The organism is Hydrogenophaga aromaticivorans, assembly GCF_013387465.1.
Lineage (GTDB): Bacteria > Pseudomonadota > Gammaproteobacteria > Burkholderiales > Burkholderiaceae_C > Hydrogenophaga > Hydrogenophaga aromaticivorans.
Genome location: NZ_VYGV01000016.1, coordinates 501,377 through 522,324, shown reverse-complemented (window position 1 = coordinate 522,324; position 20,948 = coordinate 501,377). Strand labels below are relative to the sequence as shown.

The window sequence follows — 20,948 nt, the reverse complement described above, 5'->3', positions numbered from 1 at the left end:
GCCGCGCTTCGCGCGCCCTCCATAAGTGGGCAATGCCTGTGCCCCGGCCAAGCCGGTTCCGCGGCATTCCCAGGTTTGGGCATGACGCGCCGATCGCGAATGCAGACTGAGTACAGGAGACCCACATGCCATCTGCACAAACTGATCGATTCGTTCACGACCGCCTGCCCCCGCCCGAACAGTGGCCGGAGCTGCGCTACGACCTGCCCGAGTTGCAGTTGCCCGCGCAACTCAACGCGGTACAGACCCTGTTTGACCGCGCCTTCGCCCAGGGGCATGCCCATCGACCGCTGTTTCGCAGCGACGAACGCACGCTCACCTACGCCGAGGCCCGCGCTGAAGTGAACCGGATGGCCCATGTGCTGACGCACGATCTGGGACTGATCCCCGGCAACCGCGTGCTGCTGCGGGGTGGCAACTCCATCGCCATGGCGCTGGCCTGGCTCGCCGTCGTGCAGTCCGGCCTGATCGCCGTGGCCACGATGCCGCTGTTGCGCGCGGTGGAACTGCAAGCCGTCATCGCCAAGGCCCGGCCCAGTGCCGCGCTGTGCGATGTGAAGCTGCAGGACGAACTCAGGACCGCGCTGGCCGCCGACCCCGACACTGCGCCCCTGCCCGTGCGCCTGTTCAACACTGGCGATGCTGAAGTGGTACTGCCCGATTCACTGGAAGCCCTGGCGCGCCACCAACCCGCCGACGCCACACCGCCCTGCCCAACGAGCAGCGATGACATCGCCCTGCTGGCCTTCACCTCGGGCACCACCGGTAAACCCAAGGCCGCCGTGCACACCCACCGCGACCTGATCGCGGCCTGCGAGACCTGGCCGCGCCACGTGTTGCGTGCCACACCCGACGACATCGTCATGGGCTCGCCCCCGCTGGCGTTCACCTTTGGCCTGGGTGGCCTGCTGGTGTTCCCCATGTACGCGGGCGCGTCGGTCTATTTCCCCAGCATCCCCTACACGCCCGAGGCGATGGTGGTGCTGATGAACCGGGTCGGTGCCACCATCTGCTACACCGCACCCACCTTCTACCGCCAGATGGCAGCGTTCGCCCGCCAGCATGGCGTGGGGCGGTTGCGCCTCAGCGTGAGCGCCGGCGAGGGCCTGCCCGACGCCACACGGCAGCTGTGGAAAGAAGCCAGTGGTCTGGAGATGCTGGACGGCATCGGTGCCACCGAGATGTTCCACATCTTCATCTCCTCCGCGCCCGAAAGCGTCAAGCGGGGCGCCATTGGCCAGGTCGTTCCCGGCTACGAAGCCCGGATCGTGGATGAGACGGGCCAGGAAGTCCCCCGAGGCCAGGTGGGTCGGCTGGCGGTCAAAGGTCCGACCGGCTGCCGCTACCTCGACGATGTGCGGCAGGCGCAATACGTGCAGGCTGGCTGGAATTTTCCCGGCGATGCCTTCAGCCAGGACGCCGACGGTTATTTCACCTACCAGGCCCGCACCGACGACATGATCATCACCGCCGGCTACAACGTGGCCGGCCCCGAGGTTGAAGCCGCCTTGCTGCAACACCCCGCGGTCGCCGAATGTGGCGTGGTCGGACGCCCCGATGACGAACGCGGCATGGTGATCGTGGCCTACGTGGTGCTCAAGCCCGGCGAGACCGCCGACGCCGCGCAGATCAAGGCACTGCAGGACCATGTGAAGCACACACTCGCACCCTACAAATACCCCCGCGACGTGCTCTTTGTGTCGCAGCTCCCGCGCACCGAAACGGGAAAGTTGCAGCGATTCGCGCTGCGCAAGCTTGCCGCTGAAGCCCGTGCCTGAACAGGGCAACGGTCAGATCCCCTCAACCCAACGACTTCAACCCCATCCATGAAACGACTGCAACCGCCCGGCTGGGCCACCCCCAAGGGATACGCGAACGGCGTGGCGGCTCGCGGCACGCTGGTGTTTGTCGGTGGGCAAATCGGCTGGAATGCCGAACAGGTGTTCGAGTCCGACGACTTCATCGCCCAGACCCGCCAGGCGCTGATGAACATTCATGCCGTGCTTGCCTGCGCGGGCGCTGGTCCCGAACACATGGTGCGCATGACCTGGTACATCGTCGACCGCGAGGAGTACAACACCCGGCTGCGTGAACTGGGCACCGTGTACCGCGAGGTGATGGGGAAAAATTTCCCGGCCATGACCTGCGTGGAGGTGAGCGCTCTGGTGGAAGAGCGGGCCCAGATCGAGATCGAAGTGACCGCGGTGCTGCCGGACTGATTCCGCCGGCGACCGGCGATCCACACGAGGCACGAACAGTAGCAACATAGCCCGCTGACGCGGGCTATGTTGAGGAACTCTGGCAGTTCCGGATGGGCGGATTCACTCCGGAACGATGCCTGCGTTCTTGGCCACTTGTTTCCAGGTTTTCAAGTCGGTCTCAATGCGAGATTTCATTACCGATGCTGATTCGAACTGCGCGCTGAAGCCTATTGCCTGCAGCTTCTTTTGGAGTTGCGGATCGGCCAAAGATTGGGCGAGAACGTCGCTGAGGAAGCTCATCACTTGCGGGGGAGTCTTGGAGGGTGCCATCAACCCATGCCAGATGGAAACCTCAAATCCGGACAACAATTCAGCGGCAGAGGGCACCTCCCGCTGCACTTCAGATCGCTTGGCTTCCATGGTGGCCAACAGATTCAACCTTCCCGACTTGACCATGTCATTTACAGATTGTGGTGTCGACACCAGCAATGGCACATGCCCACCCAACACGTCTGTGAGTGCGGGGCCAGCGCCTTTGTAGGGCACATGCATCAGTTGTCCACCCAAGCGCGAGGTGAACAACTCCATCGCAAAGTGGTGGGGGGTGCCCGTGCCAGGTGTGGCGTAGGACAGCTGCTTGCTACCACCCTTGATCTGCGCGGCCAGAGCGGCGAGCGAATTGATGTTTGACGTTGGGTTCGCCAACACCCATAGTGGCGCCGTGGCAATTAACCCGACAGGGGCCAGATCGGACTGAACATCAAATGGCAGCGTCTTGTACAAAAACGGGTTGACCACCACCGTGTTGGCAACGTGGACAAGCGTGTAACCGTCGGCCGGAGCTTTTGCCACGAAGTCTGTCCCAATGTTTCCGCCCGCTCCCGTGCGATTCTCCACCACGATGGGCTGCCCCAATCGTTTGGACATGTTCTCTGCCAGCAGGCGGGCTACCGCGTCGTTACCGCCCCCAGCAGCAAATGGCACGATCAGACGCATTGCTTTGGAGGGAAATTTTTCCTGGCTGAATGCGTTGTGAGTGTGCAATGCCATGGATGCGAACATGGCAGCAGCAATGAGGGAATGGATCAGGCGCATGGTGTCTCCTTGGAGTTCTGACGGTGGGCAAGGCGGAAAATACAAAAAGCGGTTCAAGCCCTAGCAACTGGCTCACCCAGCACTGCGGCTACTCGTGGAAAAAGCTCCATCGCGTTGCGGTGCGCAAGTGCGGACTGACGCTCTCTGTTCCAGTCGAGTTTTTCAACACCAGTCACTGTCGATTGCATTTGATCGCTGGGGCCGAATGGATAGTCGGTACCGAACAGCAGGCGGCTCGCGGGGACCGCCATGGCCAGCGCTGTCATTGCCGTGGCGTTTACCGACAGTGCGCAGTCGAAATACAGCTTGCCCAGTTCGACGCCGAACCCATTAGGTATGTGTTCTCGAAGTGCGGGATTGTTCGTGGTCAGTGTCTCAATGCGACCGCTCAGATAGGGCATGGCTCCGCCGGCGTGGGAAAAAATCCAGCGGATGTCCGGATATTTCGATAGGGTGCCACCGAAGACCAGCGACGCAAGCGTTCGCGTCGTATCAAATGGGAACTCCAGAGTGGAAGCGGACAGGCGGTCGATGGTCACCTCGTTGTAAGGTGATGTGGGGTGTACAAATACCGTGGCTTTTCTTCGGTTCAGCTCTTGATGAAGTGGAGCGAAGCGGTTTTCGCCCAAGTAATGCCCGTCCCAGTTGCTCAGCAGACAGACCCCATCGCTGCGGAGCGTGTCCATCGCGTGCACCAGCTCTTGCAGGGACGCATGGATATCCGCCATGGGTAAAGAAGCGAACATGCCGAATCGTCGGGGATGCTGGCTGCAGAGTTCTGCTGCGAAGTCGTTGCACCAGCGCGCAGTGGTCGCTTGCGCTTCTGCGGTTAACCCTCGAAATCCTGGCGATGACACCGAAGTGATCGCCATCTGGATACCGGCCTTGTCCATGCCCTCGATGGCCGCGTTGACGCTCCAGGGGGGCACCTTGCCGGAGGAACCTTGTTGACCGATAGCCTTTGCGCCAACAGCGCGCACATAGGGTTCAGGCAGGATGTGATGGTGAACATCAACATAGCGGGGGGGCGTGCTGGGCATGGGTAGGCATATCAAAAAGTGGTGTCTCGACTCTAGGTGTCCGTGACTCGCTGGGATAGATGAAAATTTATGCTCTGTGATAACCAATGGCTTTCACCATTCGCCCTATGAAGATGCATCAGATTCGTGATTTCATCGCAGTCGCCAACACGGGAAGCCTTCGCTCTGCAGCCCGCAGCCTGAACCTGGCACAACCTACATTGAGCAAGAGCATTCGCCAGCTTGAAGAGGACCTTGGTGCCGTGCTGATCAACCGCAGCGCCAAAGGAGTGAGCCTGACCCCATCGGGCGCGGCCTTCCTCGTTCGCGCCGAACTGGCCTGGCATGAGCTGGACAGGGGAAAGAACGAAGTGAATCAACTGTCACGAAGTGGACGAAGCACCGTCGCTATCGGAGTGTCGGGCGCACCATCCCTCATCGGCTTAGCTGATGCGATGAGGACGTTCCGAAAGGAGATGCCTGATGTCTACGTTCGCGTGACGACTGGCAATTTCCCATCGGTCCTGCCCGAACTCCAGGCAGGTACCCTGGATTTTTCCATTGGCCCTCGCCCGACCTTCGGCCTTGGTGAGGCATTTCTGGTGTCAACCATCCTCAAAGAGACTCGGGTGGTGGTCTGCAGTCGCAAGCACCCGCTGCGGCATGCCCAGAGCCTGCGACAGCTCATCAATGCCGACTGGGTGCTGACGGGCGCCACAGGACAGCCTATGCGGGAATATGAACGCTTTTTCTCAGCACATGGTTTGAACGCGCCCACACCTGTGATGCAGTGCGAATATGTCACCGCCTTGCTAGCTCTGTTGGCCGGCAACGACCTGCTGGCCCTGCTGCCAGATCAGTGGGTGAACTCTGGCGTGACCAATGGGTTGTTACAGAAGGTGCCGATACAGGAGAGGGCGACGGAAACCGAAATCTGCTTGGTTCACCGCAGTGCATCAAGCCTCACACCAGCAGCGAGGCACTTGCTCAAGCTATTAAAACGAGAGTTTGAATACCATCGCAATCGAAACCCGTGAGCGACTAATTGTGAAGAGTCAAGAGGTTGTTTGCTGAGGCGGAGAGTCTGGACATGGGGGGTTGGCCGCCGATACCGCTGTGTGGCCGGTGCCAGTTGTAGTGCTGCAGCCAGCTGGTCAGCGCCTGCGTGCGGTGCTCCGAGTTCTGGTATGTCCAACCGTAGGCCCACTCGCGCAGGGCCGATTGAATGAAGTGCTCGGCCTTCCCGTTGGTCTGCTGCCGGTAGGCTCGGGTGAACTTGTGAACGATGCCCAGCGCCTGGCAGGCCCGAGCGAACTCGCGGGAGCGAAACGCAGCGCCGTTGTCGACCGCATCGCGAAGGAATCGCACCGCCTGCGGCGTCTTCTCATCCGGGTGCATGGCCGTAAAGGCGATTCAGGCATGGTCGTCAATTGAACCGCCTACATGGTCCGCCCATGTTGGCAACGGATTGACTTGACCCGGCGATTTCACGCACCGTCATTTGCTTGTACGTAGACCGAAATCTACCCAATGGGCATGACCATCGGAGCGATTCTGGCGAGTACCCAAAGGTCACAAACCGAACTCGGCCTGGCTGTGACGGCACAGACCTCGTCACAAACCTCGACACAAACAAAAAAGCCCACGTTACCGTGGGCTTTTTGACAAGCTAAGTGCTTGATTTTATTGGTTGCGGAGGCAAGATTTGAACTTGCGACCTTTGGGTTATGAGCCCAACGAGCTACCAGGCTGCTCCACTCCGCGTCAAGCCTTGTATTCTATCACGCTTTAGCGTCATCTGCCGCTGGGGCGGCATCTTCTGCGCGGTCCACCAGTTCGACCAACGCCATGGGTGCATTGTCACCCACGCGGTACCCCATTTTCAGGATGCGGGTATAGCCACCGGGACGTGCAGCAAAGCGCGGGCCGAGTTCGTTGAACAGCTTGACGACCACATCGCGGTCGCGCAGACGGTCAAACGCCAGGCGGCGGTTGGCCACAGTGGCCACTTTGGCCAGGGTGATCATGGGTTCAACCACGCGGCGCAGCTCTTTGGCCTTGGGCACCGTGGTCTTGATGACTTCGTGCGTGAGCAGCGAGTTCATCATGTTGCGCAGCATGGCGAGGCGGTGCTCGCTGGTGCGGTTGAGTTTGCGAAGTCCGTGTCCGTGACGCATGGTAATTTCCTTTCAGTGTTTTGCCCCCAGCCGTGTCAGGTACTGGGAGTTCGTCAGACGTTGATCGACGAGTTCAGTGCTTGTCGAGACCAGCCGGCGGCCAGTTTTCAAGCTTCATACCCAAGGTCAGGCCACGCGATGCGAGCACTTCCTTGATTTCGTTGAGCGACTTGCGACCCAGGTTGGGGGTCTTGAGCAGCTCGTTCTCGGTGCGCTGGATCAGGTCACCGATGTAATAGATGTTCTCGGCCTTGAGGCAGTTGGCCGAACGCACGGTGAGTTCGAGCTCGTCCACCGGACGCAACAGGATTGGATCAAACTGCTGCGAACTGCGCTGGGCAGGGGCGTCGAATGCCGACAATTCCACGCCTTCGAGCTGAGCGAACACCGCCAGCTGTTCCACAAGGATCTTGGCCGAAGCACGAACGGCTTCTTCCGGACCGATGGAACCGTTGGTTTCAATTTCCAGAACCAGCTTGTCGAGGTCGGTACGCTGCTCAACGCGGGCGCTTTCGACGGTGTAGCTCACGCGCCTCACAGGCGAGAACGAAGCGTCGAGCACGATACGGCCCAGTGAACGCGACTGGTCATCGTTGCGGCGCAGGCTGCCCGGCACATAACCACGGCCTTTTTCGACCTTGATCTGCATGTCCAGCTTGGCGCCGGCCGACAGGGTGGCAATGACGTGACCGGGGTTGACGATCTCGACGTCGTGCGGCGTCTGGATGTCAGCCGCCGTGACCAAGCCTTCGCCATCCTTGCGCAGGCTCAGGGTCACTTCGTCGCGGTTGTGGAGCTTGAAAACCACGCCCTTGAGGTTCAGCAACATGTTGACGACGTCTTCCTGCACGCCATCAATGGAAGAGTACTCGTGCACCACGCCCGCGATGGTGACTTCGGTGGGCGCGTGGCCCGTCATGGAAGACAGCAGCACGCGACGCAGCGCATTGCCCAGCGTGTGACCGTAGCCACGCTCAAAGGGCTCCAGGGTCACTTTGGCGCGATTGGTCGAAATTTGCTCGACGTTGATGGTTTTGGGCTTGAGCAGATTGTTCAGCATTCAGACTTCCTTCAGTACCCTCGGCTCGTTACACCGATAAGGCAGACGGAGCATGGCCCGGCCGCTGCCATGAAGCAGTGACCGGGAACGAAATTAACGGGAATACAGTTCGACGATCAGCGATTCGTTGACATCGGAGGCGAATTCGTCGCGGTCGGGCGACTTCTTGAAAACGCCTTCAGCCTTGTCGACGGACACGTCGACCCAGGCCGGGAAACCGATCTGCTTGGCCAGTTCCAGCGCTTCGATCACGCGGGCCTGCTTCTTCGACTTCTCGCGCACGGCGATGACATCACCGGCCTTCACCGAGTAAGAAGGAATGTTGACCGACTGGCCATTGACGGTGATCGCCTTGTGCGACACGATCTGGCGCGCTTCAGCGCGGGTCGAGGCAAAACCCATGCGGAACACCACGTTGTCGAGACGTGCTTCGAGCAGGAACAACAGGTTGGCGCCGGTGTTGCCACGGCGGCGATCGGCTTCCGCGAAGTAACGGCGGAACTGGCGCTCCAGCACACCGTAGGTGCGCTTGACCTTTTGCTTCTCGCGCAGCTGCAGGCCGAAATCGGAGGTGCGCTGACCCGAGGTGCGGCCGTGCTGGCCGGGCTTGGAGTCGAACTTGGCCTTGTCGCTGATGGAGCGGCGGGCGCTCTTGAGCAACAGGTCAGAGCCTTCACGGCGGGAAAGTTTGGCCTTGGGGCCGAGGTAACGTGCCACGTTGGGTTCCTTGAGTTATCTGCCACAACCGGCATCGCGAAGATGCCATTGCGGGAGCCATTCCCTGCATGGGATGGCGGTGGGCTTAGCAAAAAATGCCACCGCAGAAACTGCGGTGGCGCTGAGAAAAGCTTTTGAGTATACCGCGCTCGGCGGTACGGCGTCAGATGCGACGGCGCTTCTGCGGGCGGCAGCCGTTGTGAGGCACGGGCGTCACGTCGGCGATCGAGTTGATGCGGATGCCGAGGGCACCCAGAGCACGAACCGAAGATTCACGACCAGGACCTGGGCCCTTGATCTCGACGTCCAGGTTCTTGATGCCCTGCTCGATGGCAGCACGACCAGCCACCTCGGAAGCCACCTGGGCGGCAAAGGGCGTCGACTTGCGCGAGCCTTTGAAACCCTGACCACCCGACGAAGCCCAGGACAATGCGTTGCCCTGGCGGTCGGTGATGGTGATGATGGTGTTGTTGAACGAAGCGTGCACGTGGGCAATGCCGTCGGCAATGTTCTTGCGGACTTTCTTGCGAACGCGTGCGGATGCGGCGCTGTTGGGTGACTTAGCCATGAGGGTCCTTCAAACCGTTTATTTCTTCAGCGACTGGGCTGCCTTGCGCGGTCCCTTGCGGGTGCGGGCATTGGTCTTGGTGCGCTGACCACGCACTGGCAGGCCACGGCGATGGCGGAAACCACGGTAGCAACCAATGTCCATCAAACGCTTGATGTTCATGGTCGTTTCGCGGCGCAGATCGCCTTCGATCGTGAAAACGCCAACCTGGTCGCGAACTTTTTCGAGTTCCGCGTCGGTCAGGTCCTTGATTTTCTTGGCGTAGTCGATACCGCAAGCTTCGCAAATCTTGCGAGCGCGGGTACGGCCAATGCCAAAAATTGCCGTCAAGCCGATTTCGGCGTGCTTGTGCGGCGGAATGTTGATGCCTGCAATACGAGCCATGATGTTCCTCTAAACGAACCGATCAGCCTTGACGCTGCTTGTGACGGGGGTCGGTGCAGATGACCCGCACAATCCCGTGACGCTTGATGATCTTACAGTTGCGGCACATTTTCTTGACCGAAGCTGAAACTCTCATAGTTTTCTCCTAGATATTCCAAAAATTCTCAAAACAACCGCTCGTTACTTCGATCGAAAAACAATCCGTGCCCGGGTCAAGTCGTAGGGCGTGAGCTCCACTTTGACCTTGTCCCCTGGCAGGATGCGGATGTAATGCATCCGCATCTTCCCTGAGATATGCCCCAAGACCACATGGCCGTTTTCCAGCTTGACCCTGAAAGTTGCGTTGGGCAGGTTTTCAATCACCTCGCCCTGCATCTCGATCACATCGTCCTTGGACATACGACTGAATCAGTTGCCGACGGAGGTCTTGAAGTTGGCCTTTTTCAGCAGCGATTCATATTGCTGCGACATCATGTAGTTTTGCACCTGGGCCATGAAGTCCATGGTGACCACCACAATGATCAGTAGAGAGGTACCGCCAAAATAGAACGGCACGTTGTATTTCAAAATCAGAAACTCTGGCAACAGACACACGGCGGTGATGTAGATCGCACCGACAAAAGTCAGTCGCAACAGAATCTTGTCGATATAGCGCGCGGTCTGGTCACCCGGACGAATGCCCGGAATGAATGCGCCGCTCTTCTTCAGGTTGTCCGCCGTTTCGCGGCTGTTGAACACCAGAGCGGTGTAGAAGAAGCAGAAAAAGATGATCGCAGCAGCGTACAGGCCCACATAGATCGGCTGACCTGGAGACAAGGCCGAAGCAATGTCGCGCAACCAGCGTGTGGAGTCACCCGTGCTCACCCAGCTCACGATGGTCGTGGGCAACAGGATGATGCTCGATGCGAAGATCGGCGGAATCACGCCAGCCATGTTCAGCTTGAGCGGCAGGTGGGACGACTGGCCGCCATACACCTTGTTGCCAACCTGACGGCGAGCGTAGTTCACAAGAATCTTGCGCTGACCACGTTCGACGAACACCACGAAGTAGGTCACCAGAACCACCAGGGCGATGATGAGCAGCGACACCAGGATGTTCATCGCACCCGTGCGCACCAGTTCCAGCAGCCCGCCAATGGCGCTCGGCAGCCCGGCGGCAATGCCGGCGAAGATCAGGATCGAGATGCCGTTGCCCAAGCCGCGCTCGGTGATCTGCTCACCCAGCCACATCAGGAACATCGTGCCCGCGACCAGACTGACCACCGCCGTCAGACGGAAGGCCATGCCGGGATCGATCACGAGTCCCTGCTGCCCTTCCAGCGCCAAGGCAATGCCCATGGCCTGGAAGATGGCCAGCCCGAGCGTGCCATAACGGGTGTACGAGGTGATCTTGCGGCGACCGGCTTCGCCTTCTTTCTTCAGCTGCTCAAACGTGGGAACCACGTAGGTCATGAGCTGCATGATGATGGAAGCGGAGATGTACGGCATGATCCCCAGCGCAAACACGGTGAACCGTGACAAGGCGCCGCCAGAGAACATGTTGAACAGACTCAGAATGCCGCCCGCCTGGCCTTTGAACAACTGTTCCAGTTGCGCAGGGTCGATCCCGGGCACGGGAATGTGTGCCCCGATGCGGTAAACCACCAAGGCCAGCAACAGGAACACCAGTCGGCGACGCAGGTCGCCGAACTTGCCTGTTTTGGCCAGAGTTGCGGATCCAGTTGCCACAGCTTGCCTTCGCTTGTGTCCGGTCAGACCAGCGAGCCGCCAGCGGCTTCGATCGCCTGCTTCGCACCGGCGGTTGCGCCGATGTTCTTCAGGGTCACGGCACGGGTGATTTCACCGGTCTTGATGACCTTGACGCGCTTGGCCAGGTTGGCCACCAGGCCCGCCTGCTTCAGCACCAGGATATCGACTTCAGCCACGTCGAGCGCACTGATGTCTGTCAGGGTCACTTCAGCGTTGAACTGAAGCAGGGCCGACTTGAAGCCACGCTTGGGCAGACGGCGTTGCATAGGCATCTGACCGCCTTCGAAGCCCACCTTGTGGTAGCCACCCGAACGCGATTTCTGGCCCTTGTGACCACGACCAGCGGTTTTACCCAGGCCGGAGCCGATGCCACGACCGACACGACGCTTGGCGTGCTTGGCGCCTTCTTGGGGCTTGATGCTATTGAGTTCCATGTCTTGCGACTCCGGTTCAGAGTACCTTGACCAGGTAGCTGATCTTGTTGATCATGCCGCGCACGGCAGGCGTATCCTGCAGTTCGCTGGTGCTGTTGAGCTTGCGCAGGCCCAGGCCGCGCACGGTGTCGCGGTGGGATTGCTTGGTACCAATGGGGCTGCGCACCAGTTGGACCTTGACGGTGTTTTGTGTGGTCATGATCGCTCCAATCAGCCCAGGATGTCTTCGACCGACTTGCCGCGCTTGGCGGCCACGTCGGCGGGCGTGGTCGAGTTCTTCAGTGCGTCCAGCGTGGCGCGCACCAGGTTGTAGGGGTTGCTCGAGCCATGGCTCTTGGCCACGACGTCGGTGATGCCCAGAACTTCAAACACTGCGCGCATCGGGCCGCCAGCGATGATGCCGGTACCCTTGGAAGCGGGCAGCATCATGACGTTGGAAGCGCCGTGTTCGCCGTGCACGCTGTGGTGCAGGGAACCGTTCTTCAACGACACCTTGATCATGTTGCGGCGGGCCTTTTCCATGGCCTTTTGCACAGCCACCGGAACTTCTTTGGCCTTGCCTTTGCCCATGCCGACGCGACCATCGCCATCGCCGACCACGGTGAGCGCTGCGAAGCCGAGAATGCGACCGCCCTTGACCACTTTGGTCACGCGGTTGATCGCGATCATCTTCTCGCGCAGACCGTCGTCACTCGCTTCGTTTTTTACATTAGCCGTAAATTTAGCCATTTTGTGTATTCCGTTTGATCAGAACTGCAGACCGGCTTCGCGGGCCGCGTCTGCAAGGGCTTTCACCCGGCCGTGGTAGGCAAAACCGGAACGGTCAAACGCCACCTTCTCGATGCCAGCGGCCTTGGCCTTTTCAGCGATGCGCTTGCCGACCAGTTGCGCTGCAGCGGTGTTGCCACCCTTGCCAGCGCCACCGATCTGGGCCCGCACTTCGGCTTCGGCCGTGGAGGCAGAGGCCAGCACCTTGGCGCCGTCGTCGGAGATGACGTTGGCGTAGATGTGCAGGTTGGTGCGGTTCACGGTCAGGCGGACGGCGCCTTGCTGCGCAATGCGGATGCGCGTCTGACGTGCCCGGCGGAGACGTTGCTCTTTTTTCGTCAACATGATCCTGATCCTTATTTCTTCTTGGTTTCCTTGATCACGACCTTCTCATCCGCGTAACGGATGCCCTTGCCCTTGTAGGGCTCGGGAGGGCGCACAGCGCGCACTTCGGAAGCGATCTGGCCCACGCGTTGACGATCAGAACCCTTGATCAGGATTTCGGTCGGCGTCGGGGTTTCCACCTTGATACCAGCAGGCATGTCCATCACCACAGGGTGGGAGTAGCCGACGGTGAGGTTGAGCTTGGTCCCCTGAGCCTGGGCCTTGTAGCCCACGCCGAGCAGGGTGAGCTTCTTCTCGAAGCCCTTGCTCACACCATTGACCATGTTGTTCACCAGCTGACGCATGGTGCCGGACATGGCATTGGCTTCGCGGGACTCGTTCACCGGGGTGAACGACAGCGAGCCAGCGTTGTTTTCAACTTTCACCAGCGCGTTTTGCGCCAGCGCCAGGGCACCCAGTGCACCCTTGACGTTGATCAGGTCGTCTTTGACGGCCACTTCCACCCCAGCTGGGACGGTGACCGGCAGTTTACCAATACGTGACATTCAGTTGCTCCTCAATGCCCGCATCAGGCGACGTAACACAGGACTTCACCACCGACACCGGTAGCGCGCGCCTTGCGGTCGGTCATCACACCCTGCGGCGTGGTGACAATGGCCACACCCAGACCGTTCTGGACCTGGGGGATGGCGTTTCGGCCGCGGTAAACACGCAGGCCAGGACGGCTGACGCGCTCGATGCGCTCGATCACCGGACGGCCAGCGTAGTACTTGAGAGCGATTTCGAGTTCGCTCTTGCCGTCATTGCTCTTGACCTGGAATCCGTCGATGTAACCCTCGTCCTTCAGGACTTGGGCAATCGCGGCTTTGACCTTGGAGGCCGGCATCGTTACGCTGGCCTTTTCGACCATCTGCGCGTTGCGGATGCGGGTCAACATGTCAGCGATAGGATCACTCATGCTCATTTGTGGTTCTCCTAGGGCTTACCAGCTGGCTTTGGTGATGCCGGGGATTTCACCGGCAAACGCCATTTCACGGACCTTGGCGCGAGCCAGGCCGAAGTGGGCGAAGGTGCCACGCGGACGACCGGTGATCTCGCAGCGGTTGCGCTGGCGGGTCGGGTTCGCGTTGCGAGGCATTTTTTGCAGCGCCAGACGGGCTGCATCACGCTCTTCGTCAGAGTGCTTTGCGCTGGTCGACACCGACTTCAGCTCAGCGTATTTTTTGGCGAACTTGGCCGCGAGTTTTTCGCGCTTGAGTTCACGTTGCAGTAGTGCTTGTTTAGCCACGCGCCACCTCAGTTCTTGAACGGGAAACGGAAACCAACCAGCAGAGCCTTGCACTCTTCGTCGTTCTTGGCGGTTGTCGTGATGCTGATGTTGAGGCCGCGCAAGGCATCAACCTTGTCGTACTCGATCTCAGGGAAGATGATCTGCTCTTTGACGCCGATGTTGTAGTTACCACGGCCGTCAAACGCCTTGCCGGAAATACCACGGAAGTCACGCACCCGGGGCAGCGCCACGGTGACGAAACGGTCGAGGAATTCGTACATGCGGGCACCGCGCAGGGTCACCATGCAACCGATGGGCTGCTGCTCGCGGATCTTGAAACCCGCGATGGCCTTGCGGGCCTTGGTCACCACCGGCTTCTGGCCAGCGATCTTGGTCAGATCGCCCACGGCGTTGTCCATGACCTTCTTGTCGGCAACCGCCTCGCTCACACCCATGTTGAGCGTGATCTTGGTGATGCGGGGCACTTCCATGACCGACTTGTAGCCGAATTTTTCGACCAAAGAAGGCGCGATCTTGTCGCGGTAGATTTCTTGCAAGCGTGTCATGTTCAGGCCGCCTTGATTTCTTCGCCACTGGACTTGAAGACGCGCGTTTTCTTGCCGTCAGCCAGGAGCTTGATGCCCACACGATCCGCCTTGCCCGTGGCGCCATTGAAAATGGCCACGTTGGACTGGTGGATCGGCATGGTTTTCTCGATGATGCCGCCGGTGATGCCCTTCATGGGGTTCGGCTTGGCATGCTTCTTCACGATGTTGACGCCCTCGACCACCAGCTTGCTGTCGTCGGCGCGCAGCACAACCTTGCCGCGCTTGCCCTTGTCGCGACCGGCAATCACGATGACTTCATCGCCACTACGAATCTTGTTCATGATGATTCCTCAGAGAACCTCGGGTGCCAGCGACACGATCTTCATGAACTTCTCGGTGCGCAGCTCGCGCGTCACCGGTCCGAAGATGCGGGTGCCGATAGGCTCCAGCTTGGCGTTAAGCAACACGGCAGCGTTGCCGTCGAATTTGATCAGAGCGCCGTCCTGACGACGGATGCCCTTGGCGGTGCGAACCACCACAGCGTTGTACACCTCGCCTTTTTTGACGCGGCCACGCGGCGCTGCTTCCTTGATGCTGACCTTGATGACATCACCCACGCTGGCGTAGCGGCGCTTGGAGCCGCCCAGCACTTTGATGCACATCACGGACTTGGCGCCCGTGTTGTCAGCAACATCGAGTCGAGATTGCGTTTGAATCATTTGATTTAAGTCCCAACTTGAATCCCCCCAGCCACCACGGCCGGGAGTGATCAGTCTTGGGCCCGTCGTTGCCAGCCGCGTCAACCCTGCAGACCTGCTGCAGAGTGGACACAACCCGCGTCGGTGGGCGGATAACTTCGCTTTTTTACAGCGAAGCCGCAGATTATTGCACTACACCTTTGGCTTGTCAACCGGCTTTTGCGCGAAAACGGCGGTGCGGCTCGGCAAGTAGTGGTCGCACAGCGACAGAAAGCGGTCGAGCGCCGGGTCCGCGGCCTGCTCCTGGGCCAGGATCGCGGCAACATCGGGCGCCATGCCCGCCGCGGCCCGGGCGTCGAGGAACAGGACCCGCCAGCGTCGGGCCAACACATCTTCCACGGTGTGGGCGTGCTCATGGCGTACGGCGTAACGCACCATGGCCTCGGTCAGTCCCATGCCCAGGGATCGGTCGTGTCCCGGGCAGTCCAGCACCCGCTGCTTCTCCGTTCCATACAGATGCAGACCTGGCGGGGCGCAGATCGGCGTGGCCGGCGCTTCGGGCCCGGGGGCACCCAGCAGCGTGTGGTGTTCGCTCAAGCCACCAGGGCGCCGGGGCAGCAGTCCGCTGGCGAAGCAGCGGTCCAGCACATCGTCAGCCATGGCCCGGTAGGTGGTCCATTTACCGCCCGTGACGGTGACCAGCCCATTGGCGTCCACCACGATGGTGTGTTCGCGCGACAGGACCTTGGTGCCGCCCGCGGTGGTTTCCGGGGGCGCCACCAGCGGGCGCAAGCCCACCCAGATGCTGCGGATGTCCGCCCGGGTGACCGGGCGGCTCAGCACGTGGCCGGCCTCGCTCAGGATGAAATCCAGTTCCTCGGCGAAGGCATCGGGTTCGCGGGGCAGGTCCTGGCGCGGCGTGTCCGTGGTGCCGAGCACCAATTTGCCCAGCCAGGGCACGGCAAACAGCACCCGGCCATCGCGCGTCTTGGGCACCAGCAGCGCGTGGTCGCCCGGCAGGAACTCGCGGTCCACCACCACGTGCACACCCTGGCTCGGGCTCACCATGCGCTGGGGCGCGTCTTGGGCGCTGGCGCCGCTGGAATGGGCCCGCAGCTCGTCGACCCAGACGCCGGTGGCGTTGACCACGCATCGGGCCCGCACTTTGTAGAGCTCTTCAGAAAAGCGATCGCTCACATCGAGTTCGGAGACCGGGTGGCCGGCGCCGTCCAGACGACGCACCGCCGTGACCCGGGCGTAGTTCAACACCCGCGCGCCCGCGACTTCGGCGGTGCGCGCCAAGGCCAGGGCCAGCCGGGCGTCGTCGAACTGACCGTCCCAGTACTGCACGCCGCCGTGCAGCCCCTGGGGATTCACCCCCGGCAAGGCCTCCAGGGTCTGCCGGCGGTTCAGGAATGCGGTGCGGCCCAGCCCGGCGCGTCCGGCCATCAGGTCGTACAGCTTGAGCCCCACGCCGTAGAAGGGGGTCTGCCACCAGCCGTAGGATGGCATGACAAAGGGCAGCGGCTGCGCCAGGTGGGGCGCGATGCGCAGCACCGTGGCGCGCTCGGCCAGCGCCTCGCGCACCAGGGCCACATTGCCCTGCGCCAGGTAACGCACCCCGCCGTGCAGCAGTTTGGTGGAACGGGAAGAGGTGCCGCCGGCGAAGTCGTGCGACTCCAGCAGCACCACGGAGAAGCCGCGCAGCGCGGCATCCAGCGCCACCCCGAGTCCGGTGGCGCCGCCGCCCACCACCGCCAGATCAAACAGGGGGGTACCGGACAGCGATTGGAGCAGTTCTGCGCGTTTCATGGTGTTGGGGGTGGCCCCTTGCACCGGTTCGGCACAAGGGGCGGTTGCGACTCGATCGTTCAGGCGTCCTCAGCGGACCTTGCCGTTCTTCCAGGCGTTGAGCAGCTGGTCGTAGGCGATGGTTTCACCCTTGGGTTTCTCGTTGGCCAGCTTCGCCCACGGTGCGCCCTTGTCGCTCAACCACTTCTTCGGGTCTTCCTTCTTGTTGAGCTTGGGCGCGCAGCGGTCCATGCCGGCGCGTTCCAGACGGGCCATCACCTGGTCCATCTGTTCGGCCAGGTTGTCCATGGCCTGCTGGGGCGTTTTCTCGGCGGTCACGGCCTGGGCCACGTTCTGCCACCAGAGCTGGGCCAGCTTGGGGTAGTCGGGCACGTTGGTGCCAGTGGGCGTCCAGGCCACACGCGCCGGGCTGCGGTAGAACTCGACCAGGCCACCGAGCTTGGGCGCCATGTCGGTCATGGCCTTGCTCTGGATGTCGGACTCGCGGATCGGGGTCAGGCCGACGATGGTCTTCTTGAGCGAGGTGGTCTTGGCCGTCACGAACTGCGCGTAGAGCCAGGCAGCCGCGGTCTTGTTCTCGTCGTGCTTCTCGAAGAAGGTCCACGAGCCCACGTCCTGGTAGCCGTTCTGCATGCCCTGCTTCCAGTACGGGCCGTTGGGGCCGGGTGCCATGCGCCACTTCGGCGTGCCGTCGGCGTTCACCACCGGCAGACCCTTCTTGGTCATGTCGGCGGTGAAGGCGGTGTACCAGAAGATCTGCTGGGCAATCTGGCCCTGGGCCGGCACGGGGCCGGCTTCGCCGAAGGTCATGCCGCTGGCTTCTTTCGGCGCGTACTTCTTCATCCAGTCCACGTACTTGGTGAGCGCGTAGACGGCGGCCGGCGAGTTGGTGGCGCCACCGCGCGAGACGCTCGCGCCCAGCGGCGTGCAGCCGTCGGCCGAGGCGCGGATGCCCCACTCGTCGACCGGCTTGCCGTTGGGGATGCCGATGTCGGCGGTGCCGGCCATCGACAGCCAGGCGTCGGTGAAACGCCAGCCCAGTGACGGGTCTTTCTTGCCGTAGTCCATGTGGCCATAGATCGGCTTGCCGTCGATGGTCTTCACGTCTTCGCTGAAGAAGGCGGCGATGTCTTCGTAGGCGCTCCAGTTCAGCGGCACGCCCAGGTCGTAACCGTACTTGGCCTTGAACTTGTCCTTCAGGTCCTGGCGCGCGAACAGGTCGGCGCGGAACCAGTACAGGTTGGCGAACTGCTGGTCGGGCAGCTGGTAGAGCTTCTTGTCGGGGCCGGTGGTGAAGCTGGTTCCGATGAAGTCCTTGATGTCCAGCCCGGGGTTCGTGTATTCCTTGCCCTTGCCCGACATGTAGTCGGTCAGGTTCATGATCTTGCCGTAGCGGTAGTGCGTACCGATCAGATCCGAATCGCTGATCCAGCCGTCGTAGATCGACTTGCCCGACTGCATCGAGGTCTGCAGCTTCTCGACCACGTCGCCTTCCTGGATCAGGTCGTGCTTGACGTTGATGCCGGTGATCTCGCTGAAGGCCTTGGCCAGCGTCTTGCTCTCGTACTCGTGCGTGGTGATGGTTTCGGACACCACCGAGATTTCGTTCACGCCCTTGGCCTTGAGCTTGGCGGCGGCGTCGATGAACCACTTCATCTCCGCGGCCTGCTGGTCCTTGCTCAGGGTGGAGGGCTGGAACTCGCTGTCGATCCATTTTTTGGCCGCGGCCGCATCGGCCCAGGCCAGATTGCATCCCAGGGCCGCGATGGCCGCGACGGCCAGTGCGGTATGACGAAATTTCATGTTGTCTCCTCTAGCAATGTGCTTCCCCGGTGTTGACGCTGAAGGCTCGGCCCCGGGGAAGCAATGGGCCGAATTCAACGGAAAGAGAAAACGGTCCCGACTGCGGCTCAACCCTTGCGCAAGGTCCAGACCAGCCAGACCATGGACACCACGAACGAGATCCAGATGCTGGGCTCCTGCTCCAGCGACATCCACTCGGTGATCCACCCGGCCATACCGACAAAGGCGAGGTTGATGTAGGCCGCCCCGAGCAAGCCGATGAACAGGCGGTCGCCCCGCGTGGTGGCCATGGGCAAGAAGCCCTTGCGCATCGTCGTGGGCGACTTGAGTTCCCACACCGTCATGCCGGCGAGCATTAAAACAATGCAGGTGAAAAATATGGCCACGGGCTTGGTCCACGCCATCCACTCAAACATGCGATATCTCCAATTTGTTGCGAGCGAAGTGCCGCCCATCCCAGGCCGCCGCGGAACCGGCTTTGCCGGGCCACCAGCGGCGCCCCCTGGGGGGTAGCGCCGAAGGCGCGCGGGGGGTACCCATCCTCACACCCTCCCCATGGCGAAGCCTTTGGCTATGTAGTGGCGAACGAACCAGATCACGATCGCGCCTGGAACAATCGTCAGCACCCCTGCGGCCGCCAGCGTGGCCCAGTCCATGCCGCTGGCGCTCACGGTCCGTGTCATGGTCGCGACGATGGGCTTGGCATTGACGCTGGTGAGCGTGCGGGCGAGCAGCAGCTCGACCCAGCTGAACATGAAGCAGAAGAAAGCCGCCACGCCCACACCGGCCTTGATCAGCGGCAGGAAGATGGTGAGGAAGAAACGCGGGAAGCTGTAGCCGTCGATGTAGGCGGTCTCGTCGATCTCGCGCGGGATGCCGCTCATGAAGCCTTCGAGAATCCACACCGCCAGCGGCACGTTGAACAGCAGGTGGGCCAGCGCCACGGCCAGGTGGGTGTCCATCAGACCGACCGTGGTGTAGAGCTGGAAGAACGGCAGCAGGAACACCGCGGGCGGCGTCATGCGGTTGGTCAGCAGCCAGAAGAAGACATGCTTGTCGCCCAGGAAGCTGTAGCGGCTGAAGGCGTAGGCCGCGGGCAGCGCCACCGTGAGGGAGATCGTGGTGTTGATCGCCACGTAGATCAGGCTGTTGATGTAGCCCGAGTACCAGGACTCGTCGGTGAAGATGGTCTTGTAGTTGTCCCAGGTGAAGGCCTGCGGCAGCAGGCTGAAGCTGGAGAGGATTTCCTGATTGGTCTTGAAGCTCATGTTGACCATCCAGTAGATGGGCAACAGGGCGAAGACCAGGTAGGCGATCAGGAAAATCGTGCGTTTCTTGAACCGGCGATCATTCATGGCCGCCCTCCTTCTCGGTTTGTCCCAGGCGTTGCATCCAGTTGTAGAGCACGAAGCAGAACAGCAGGATGATGAGGAAATAGATCAGCGAGAACGCCGCCGCCGGCCCGAGGTCGAACTGGCCGACCGCCTTCTGCGTCAGGTACTGGCTGAGGAAGGTGGTGGCGTTGCCGGGCCCGCCGCCGGTGAGCACGAAGGGCTCGGTGTAGATCATGAAAGAGTCCATGAAGCGCAGCAGCACGGCGATCATCAGCACGCCGCGCATCTTGGGCAGCTGGATGTAGCGGAACACCGCGAACTTGCTGGCGCCGTCGATGCGCGCGGCCTGGTAATAGGCGTCGGGAATGCTGCGCAGGCCGGCGTAGGCCAGCAGCGCCACCAGCGGCGTCCAGTGCCAGATGTCCATCAGCAGCACGGTGAGCCAGGCGTGCAATGCGTCACCGGTGTAGCTGTACTCGATGCCCAGGCGCTGCAGGGTGGCACCCATCAGGCCGATGTCGGCGCGGCCGAAGATCTGCCAGATGGTGCCGACCACATTCCACGGAATCAGCAGCGACAGCGCCACGATCACCAGCGTGGCCGAGGCCTTCCAGCCCGCGGCCGGCATGGACAGCGCCAGCGCGATGCCCAGCGGTATCTCCACCAGCAGCACGGCGCTCGAGAATTTCAGCTGGTTCCAGAGCGCGGCGTGCAGGTCTTCGTCGCGCATCACGGCGGCGAACCATTCGGTGCCGACGAAGACGCGCCGCTCGGGCGAGATGATGTCCTGCACCGAGTAGTTCACCACCGTCATCAGCGGCAGGATGGCCGAGAAGGCCACGCAGATGAAGACCGGCAGGATCAGGAACCAGGCTTTCTGGTTCACGGGTTTGGTGGTCACGCTCATAGAGATTCCTTCGTGCTGCGCACTGCGGTGCGAGCTGGCTTGGGGCGGCCCGGCGCTGC

At 61.3% G+C, this 20,948-nt stretch carries 28 protein-coding genes, 1 tRNA gene and 1 pseudogene; 3 read left to right on the top strand and 27 right to left on the bottom strand.

The window, feature by feature from the left end; genetic code table 11:
• Positions 1–125: 125 nt before the first annotated feature.
• Together F3K02_RS19655 and F3K02_RS19650 are read left to right on the top strand one after the other, a co-directional pair.
• Positions 126–1,778 (top strand): AMP-binding protein, encoded by a 1,653-nt coding sequence (locus tag F3K02_RS19655; protein WP_177137300.1) that lies wholly within the window; start codon positions 126–128, stop codon positions 1,776–1,778.
• 48 nt (positions 1,779–1,826) lie between these two features.
• Positions 1,827–2,219 carry a RidA family protein gene (locus F3K02_RS19650; RefSeq protein WP_177137299.1) on the top strand — a complete coding sequence of 131 codons (393 nt, stop codon included), beginning with the start codon at positions 1,827–1,829 and terminating at the stop codon, positions 2,217–2,219.
• A 102-nt stretch (positions 2,220–2,321) separates the two neighbouring features.
• Here F3K02_RS19650 and F3K02_RS19645 read toward each other — a convergent pair whose 3' ends face one another.
• Complete coding sequence (locus F3K02_RS19645) at positions 2,322–3,296, bottom strand: Bug family tripartite tricarboxylate transporter substrate binding protein (protein WP_177137298.1); 975 nt, start codon at positions 3,294–3,296, stop codon at positions 2,322–2,324.
• A 53-nt stretch (positions 3,297–3,349) separates the two neighbouring features.
• On the bottom strand, positions 3,350–4,336 hold the full coding sequence (locus F3K02_RS19640; RefSeq protein ID WP_177137297.1) for an amidohydrolase family protein: 987 nt from the start codon (positions 4,334–4,336) through the stop codon (positions 3,350–3,352).
• Positions 4,337–4,422: 86 nt separating this feature from the next.
• Between F3K02_RS19640 and F3K02_RS19635 the strand changes: the two genes are divergently transcribed.
• Positions 4,423–5,352 (top strand): LysR substrate-binding domain-containing protein, encoded by a 930-nt coding sequence (locus tag F3K02_RS19635; RefSeq protein ID WP_210824623.1) that lies wholly within the window; start codon positions 4,423–4,425, stop codon positions 5,350–5,352.
• 4 nt (positions 5,353–5,356) lie between these two features.
• On the opposite strand, the pseudogene F3K02_RS19630 reads toward F3K02_RS19635, so the two are convergent.
• From F3K02_RS19630 to F3K02_RS19510, 25 genes and pseudogenes are all read right to left on the bottom strand, one after another.
• Positions 5,357–5,749, bottom strand: a pseudogene (locus F3K02_RS19630) (integrase core domain-containing protein); the annotation flags it as partial.
• Positions 5,750–6,002: 253 nt separating this feature from the next.
• Positions 6,003–6,079 (bottom strand) — tRNA-Met (locus tag F3K02_RS19625).
• Positions 6,080–6,096: 17 nt separating this feature from the next.
• Positions 6,097–6,492 (bottom strand): 50S ribosomal protein L17, encoded by a 396-nt coding sequence (gene rplQ / locus F3K02_RS19620; RefSeq protein WP_177137295.1) that lies wholly within the window; start codon positions 6,490–6,492, stop codon positions 6,097–6,099.
• Positions 6,493–6,565: 73 nt separating this feature from the next.
• Positions 6,566–7,552: a DNA-directed RNA polymerase subunit alpha gene (locus F3K02_RS19615; RefSeq protein ID WP_177137294.1), complete on the bottom strand. Its 987-nt coding sequence runs from the start codon at positions 7,550–7,552 to the stop codon at positions 6,566–6,568.
• 93 nt (positions 7,553–7,645) lie between these two features.
• Complete coding sequence (gene rpsD / locus F3K02_RS19610) at positions 7,646–8,269, bottom strand: 30S ribosomal protein S4 (protein WP_177137293.1); 624 nt, start codon at positions 8,267–8,269, stop codon at positions 7,646–7,648.
• 163 nt (positions 8,270–8,432) lie between these two features.
• Complete coding sequence (rpsK, locus tag F3K02_RS19605) at positions 8,433–8,837, bottom strand: 30S ribosomal protein S11 (protein ID WP_066091821.1); 405 nt, start codon at positions 8,835–8,837, stop codon at positions 8,433–8,435.
• A gap of 18 nt (positions 8,838–8,855) precedes the next feature.
• Positions 8,856–9,221 (bottom strand): 30S ribosomal protein S13, encoded by a 366-nt coding sequence (gene rpsM / locus F3K02_RS19600; RefSeq protein WP_177137292.1) that lies wholly within the window; start codon positions 9,219–9,221, stop codon positions 8,856–8,858.
• Positions 9,222–9,243: 22 nt separating this feature from the next.
• Positions 9,244–9,357: a 50S ribosomal protein L36 gene (gene rpmJ, locus F3K02_RS19595; RefSeq protein WP_084236402.1), complete on the bottom strand. Its 114-nt coding sequence runs from the start codon at positions 9,355–9,357 to the stop codon at positions 9,244–9,246.
• A gap of 44 nt (positions 9,358–9,401) precedes the next feature.
• Positions 9,402–9,620, bottom strand: coding sequence for a translation initiation factor IF-1 (gene infA, locus F3K02_RS19590; RefSeq protein WP_177137291.1), 219 nt, complete (start codon positions 9,618–9,620; stop codon positions 9,402–9,404).
• A gap of 9 nt (positions 9,621–9,629) precedes the next feature.
• Positions 9,630–10,949, bottom strand: a complete 1,320-nt coding sequence (secY, locus tag F3K02_RS19585) for a preprotein translocase subunit SecY (protein ID WP_177137290.1) — start codon at positions 10,947–10,949, stop codon at positions 9,630–9,632.
• A gap of 23 nt (positions 10,950–10,972) precedes the next feature.
• Entirely contained in the window at positions 10,973–11,404 is a 432-nt protein-coding gene (gene rplO / locus F3K02_RS19580; protein WP_177137289.1) for a 50S ribosomal protein L15, read from the bottom strand.
• A gap of 16 nt (positions 11,405–11,420) precedes the next feature.
• Positions 11,421–11,603, bottom strand: a complete 183-nt coding sequence (rpmD, locus tag F3K02_RS19575; RefSeq protein WP_056268982.1) for a 50S ribosomal protein L30 — start codon at positions 11,601–11,603, stop codon at positions 11,421–11,423.
• An 11-nt stretch (positions 11,604–11,614) separates the two neighbouring features.
• The gene (rpsE, locus tag F3K02_RS19570) at positions 11,615–12,133 is read right to left on the bottom strand and encodes a 30S ribosomal protein S5 (protein WP_177137288.1); all 519 of its coding nucleotides are present in this window, start codon (positions 12,131–12,133) and stop codon (positions 11,615–11,617) included.
• An 18-nt stretch (positions 12,134–12,151) separates the two neighbouring features.
• A complete protein-coding gene (gene rplR, locus F3K02_RS19565; protein ID WP_177137287.1) occupies positions 12,152–12,517 on the bottom strand; it encodes a 50S ribosomal protein L18 in 366 nt (121 codons plus the stop codon).
• A gap of 11 nt (positions 12,518–12,528) precedes the next feature.
• The gene (gene rplF / locus F3K02_RS19560; protein WP_177137286.1) at positions 12,529–13,062 is read right to left on the bottom strand and encodes a 50S ribosomal protein L6; all 534 of its coding nucleotides are present in this window, start codon (positions 13,060–13,062) and stop codon (positions 12,529–12,531) included.
• Positions 13,063–13,085: 23 nt separating this feature from the next.
• The gene (gene rpsH, locus F3K02_RS19555; RefSeq protein ID WP_177137285.1) at positions 13,086–13,481 is read right to left on the bottom strand and encodes a 30S ribosomal protein S8; all 396 of its coding nucleotides are present in this window, start codon (positions 13,479–13,481) and stop codon (positions 13,086–13,088) included.
• Positions 13,482–13,499: 18 nt separating this feature from the next.
• A complete protein-coding gene (gene rpsN / locus F3K02_RS19550) occupies positions 13,500–13,805 on the bottom strand; it encodes a 30S ribosomal protein S14 (RefSeq protein WP_177137284.1) in 306 nt (101 codons plus the stop codon).
• Between the two features lie 8 nt (positions 13,806–13,813).
• Positions 13,814–14,353 carry a 50S ribosomal protein L5 gene (gene rplE, locus F3K02_RS19545; protein ID WP_177137283.1) on the bottom strand — a complete coding sequence of 180 codons (540 nt, stop codon included), beginning with the start codon at positions 14,351–14,353 and terminating at the stop codon, positions 13,814–13,816.
• 2 nt (positions 14,354–14,355) lie between these two features.
• Positions 14,356–14,676, bottom strand: coding sequence for a 50S ribosomal protein L24 (rplX, locus tag F3K02_RS19540; RefSeq protein WP_177137282.1), 321 nt, complete (start codon positions 14,674–14,676; stop codon positions 14,356–14,358).
• Between the two features lie 9 nt (positions 14,677–14,685).
• Complete coding sequence (rplN, locus tag F3K02_RS19535) at positions 14,686–15,054, bottom strand: 50S ribosomal protein L14 (RefSeq protein ID WP_009514936.1); 369 nt, start codon at positions 15,052–15,054, stop codon at positions 14,686–14,688.
• Positions 15,055–15,225: 171 nt separating this feature from the next.
• Positions 15,226–16,845 (bottom strand): glycerol-3-phosphate dehydrogenase/oxidase, encoded by a 1,620-nt coding sequence (locus F3K02_RS19530; RefSeq protein WP_177137281.1) that lies wholly within the window; start codon positions 16,843–16,845, stop codon positions 15,226–15,228.
• A 69-nt stretch (positions 16,846–16,914) separates the two neighbouring features.
• A complete protein-coding gene (locus F3K02_RS19525; protein WP_177137280.1) occupies positions 16,915–18,648 on the bottom strand; it encodes an ABC transporter substrate-binding protein in 1,734 nt (577 codons plus the stop codon).
• A 107-nt stretch (positions 18,649–18,755) separates the two neighbouring features.
• Positions 18,756–19,064 (bottom strand): DUF2160 domain-containing protein, encoded by a 309-nt coding sequence (locus F3K02_RS19520; RefSeq protein ID WP_177137279.1) that lies wholly within the window; start codon positions 19,062–19,064, stop codon positions 18,756–18,758.
• Between the two features lie 126 nt (positions 19,065–19,190).
• On the bottom strand, positions 19,191–20,003 hold the full coding sequence (locus F3K02_RS19515; protein ID WP_177137278.1) for a carbohydrate ABC transporter permease: 813 nt from the start codon (positions 20,001–20,003) through the stop codon (positions 19,191–19,193).
• Entirely contained in the window at positions 19,996–20,889 is an 894-nt protein-coding gene (locus F3K02_RS19510; protein WP_177137277.1) for a carbohydrate ABC transporter permease, read from the bottom strand. Before F3K02_RS19510 ends, F3K02_RS19515 begins: the two co-directional genes overlap by 8 nt.
• Positions 20,890–20,948: the final 59 nt, after the last annotated feature.

Bases quoted from the DNA above. Each gene is read 5' to 3' on its own strand.
- F3K02_RS19655 (WP_177137300.1), top strand. From the start codon at position 126: ATGCCATCTGCACAAACTGATCGATTCGTTCACGACCGCCTGCCCCCG.
- F3K02_RS19650 (WP_177137299.1), top strand. From the start codon at position 1,827: ATGAAACGACTGCAACCGCCCGGCTGGGCCACCCCCAAGGGATACGCG.
- F3K02_RS19645 (WP_177137298.1), bottom strand. From the start codon at position 3,296: ATGCGCCTGATCCATTCCCTCATTGCTGCTGCCATGTTCGCATCCATG.
- F3K02_RS19640 (WP_177137297.1), bottom strand. From the start codon at position 4,336: ATGCCCAGCACGCCCCCCCGCTATGTTGATGTTCACCATCACATCCTG.
- F3K02_RS19635 (WP_210824623.1), top strand. From the start codon at position 4,423: ATGGCTTTCACCATTCGCCCTATGAAGATGCATCAGATTCGTGATTTC.
- rplQ (WP_177137295.1), bottom strand. From the start codon at position 6,492: ATGCGTCACGGACACGGACTTCGCAAACTCAACCGCACCAGCGAGCAC.
- F3K02_RS19615 (WP_177137294.1), bottom strand. From the start codon at position 7,552: ATGCTGAACAATCTGCTCAAGCCCAAAACCATCAACGTCGAGCAAATT.
- rpsK (WP_066091821.1), bottom strand. From the start codon at position 8,837: ATGGCTAAGTCACCCAACAGCGCCGCATCCGCACGCGTTCGCAAGAAA.
- rpsM (WP_177137292.1), bottom strand. From the start codon at position 9,221: ATGGCTCGTATTGCAGGCATCAACATTCCGCCGCACAAGCACGCCGAA.
- rpmJ (WP_084236402.1), bottom strand. From the start codon at position 9,357: ATGAGAGTTTCAGCTTCGGTCAAGAAAATGTGCCGCAACTGTAAGATC.
- infA (WP_177137291.1), bottom strand. From the start codon at position 9,620: ATGTCCAAGGACGATGTGATCGAGATGCAGGGCGAGGTGATTGAAAAC.
- rplO (WP_177137289.1), bottom strand. From the start codon at position 11,404: ATGGAACTCAATAGCATCAAGCCCCAAGAAGGCGCCAAGCACGCCAAG.
- rpmD (WP_056268982.1), bottom strand. From the start codon at position 11,603: ATGACCACACAAAACACCGTCAAGGTCCAACTGGTGCGCAGCCCCATT.
- rpsE (WP_177137288.1), bottom strand. From the start codon at position 12,133: ATGGCTAAATTTACGGCTAATGTAAAAAACGAAGCGAGTGACGACGGT.
- rplR (WP_177137287.1), bottom strand. From the start codon at position 12,517: ATGTTGACGAAAAAAGAGCAACGTCTCCGCCGGGCACGTCAGACGCGC.
- rplF (WP_177137286.1), bottom strand. From the start codon at position 13,062: ATGTCACGTATTGGTAAACTGCCGGTCACCGTCCCAGCTGGGGTGGAA.
- rpsH (WP_177137285.1), bottom strand. From the start codon at position 13,481: ATGAGCATGAGTGATCCTATCGCTGACATGTTGACCCGCATCCGCAAC.
- rplE (WP_177137283.1), bottom strand. From the start codon at position 14,353: ATGACACGCTTGCAAGAAATCTACCGCGACAAGATCGCGCCTTCTTTG.
- rplX (WP_177137282.1), bottom strand. From the start codon at position 14,676: ATGAACAAGATTCGTAGTGGCGATGAAGTCATCGTGATTGCCGGTCGC.
- rplN (WP_009514936.1), bottom strand. From the start codon at position 15,054: ATGATTCAAACGCAATCTCGACTCGATGTTGCTGACAACACGGGCGCC.
- F3K02_RS19530 (WP_177137281.1), bottom strand. From the start codon at position 16,845: ATGAAACGCGCAGAACTGCTCCAATCGCTGTCCGGTACCCCCCTGTTT.
- F3K02_RS19525 (WP_177137280.1), bottom strand. From the start codon at position 18,648: ATGAAATTTCGTCATACCGCACTGGCCGTCGCGGCCATCGCGGCCCTG.
- F3K02_RS19520 (WP_177137279.1), bottom strand. From the start codon at position 19,064: ATGTTTGAGTGGATGGCGTGGACCAAGCCCGTGGCCATATTTTTCACC.
- F3K02_RS19515 (WP_177137278.1), bottom strand. From the start codon at position 20,003: ATGAATGATCGCCGGTTCAAGAAACGCACGATTTTCCTGATCGCCTAC.
- F3K02_RS19510 (WP_177137277.1), bottom strand. From the start codon at position 20,889: ATGAGCGTGACCACCAAACCCGTGAACCAGAAAGCCTGGTTCCTGATC.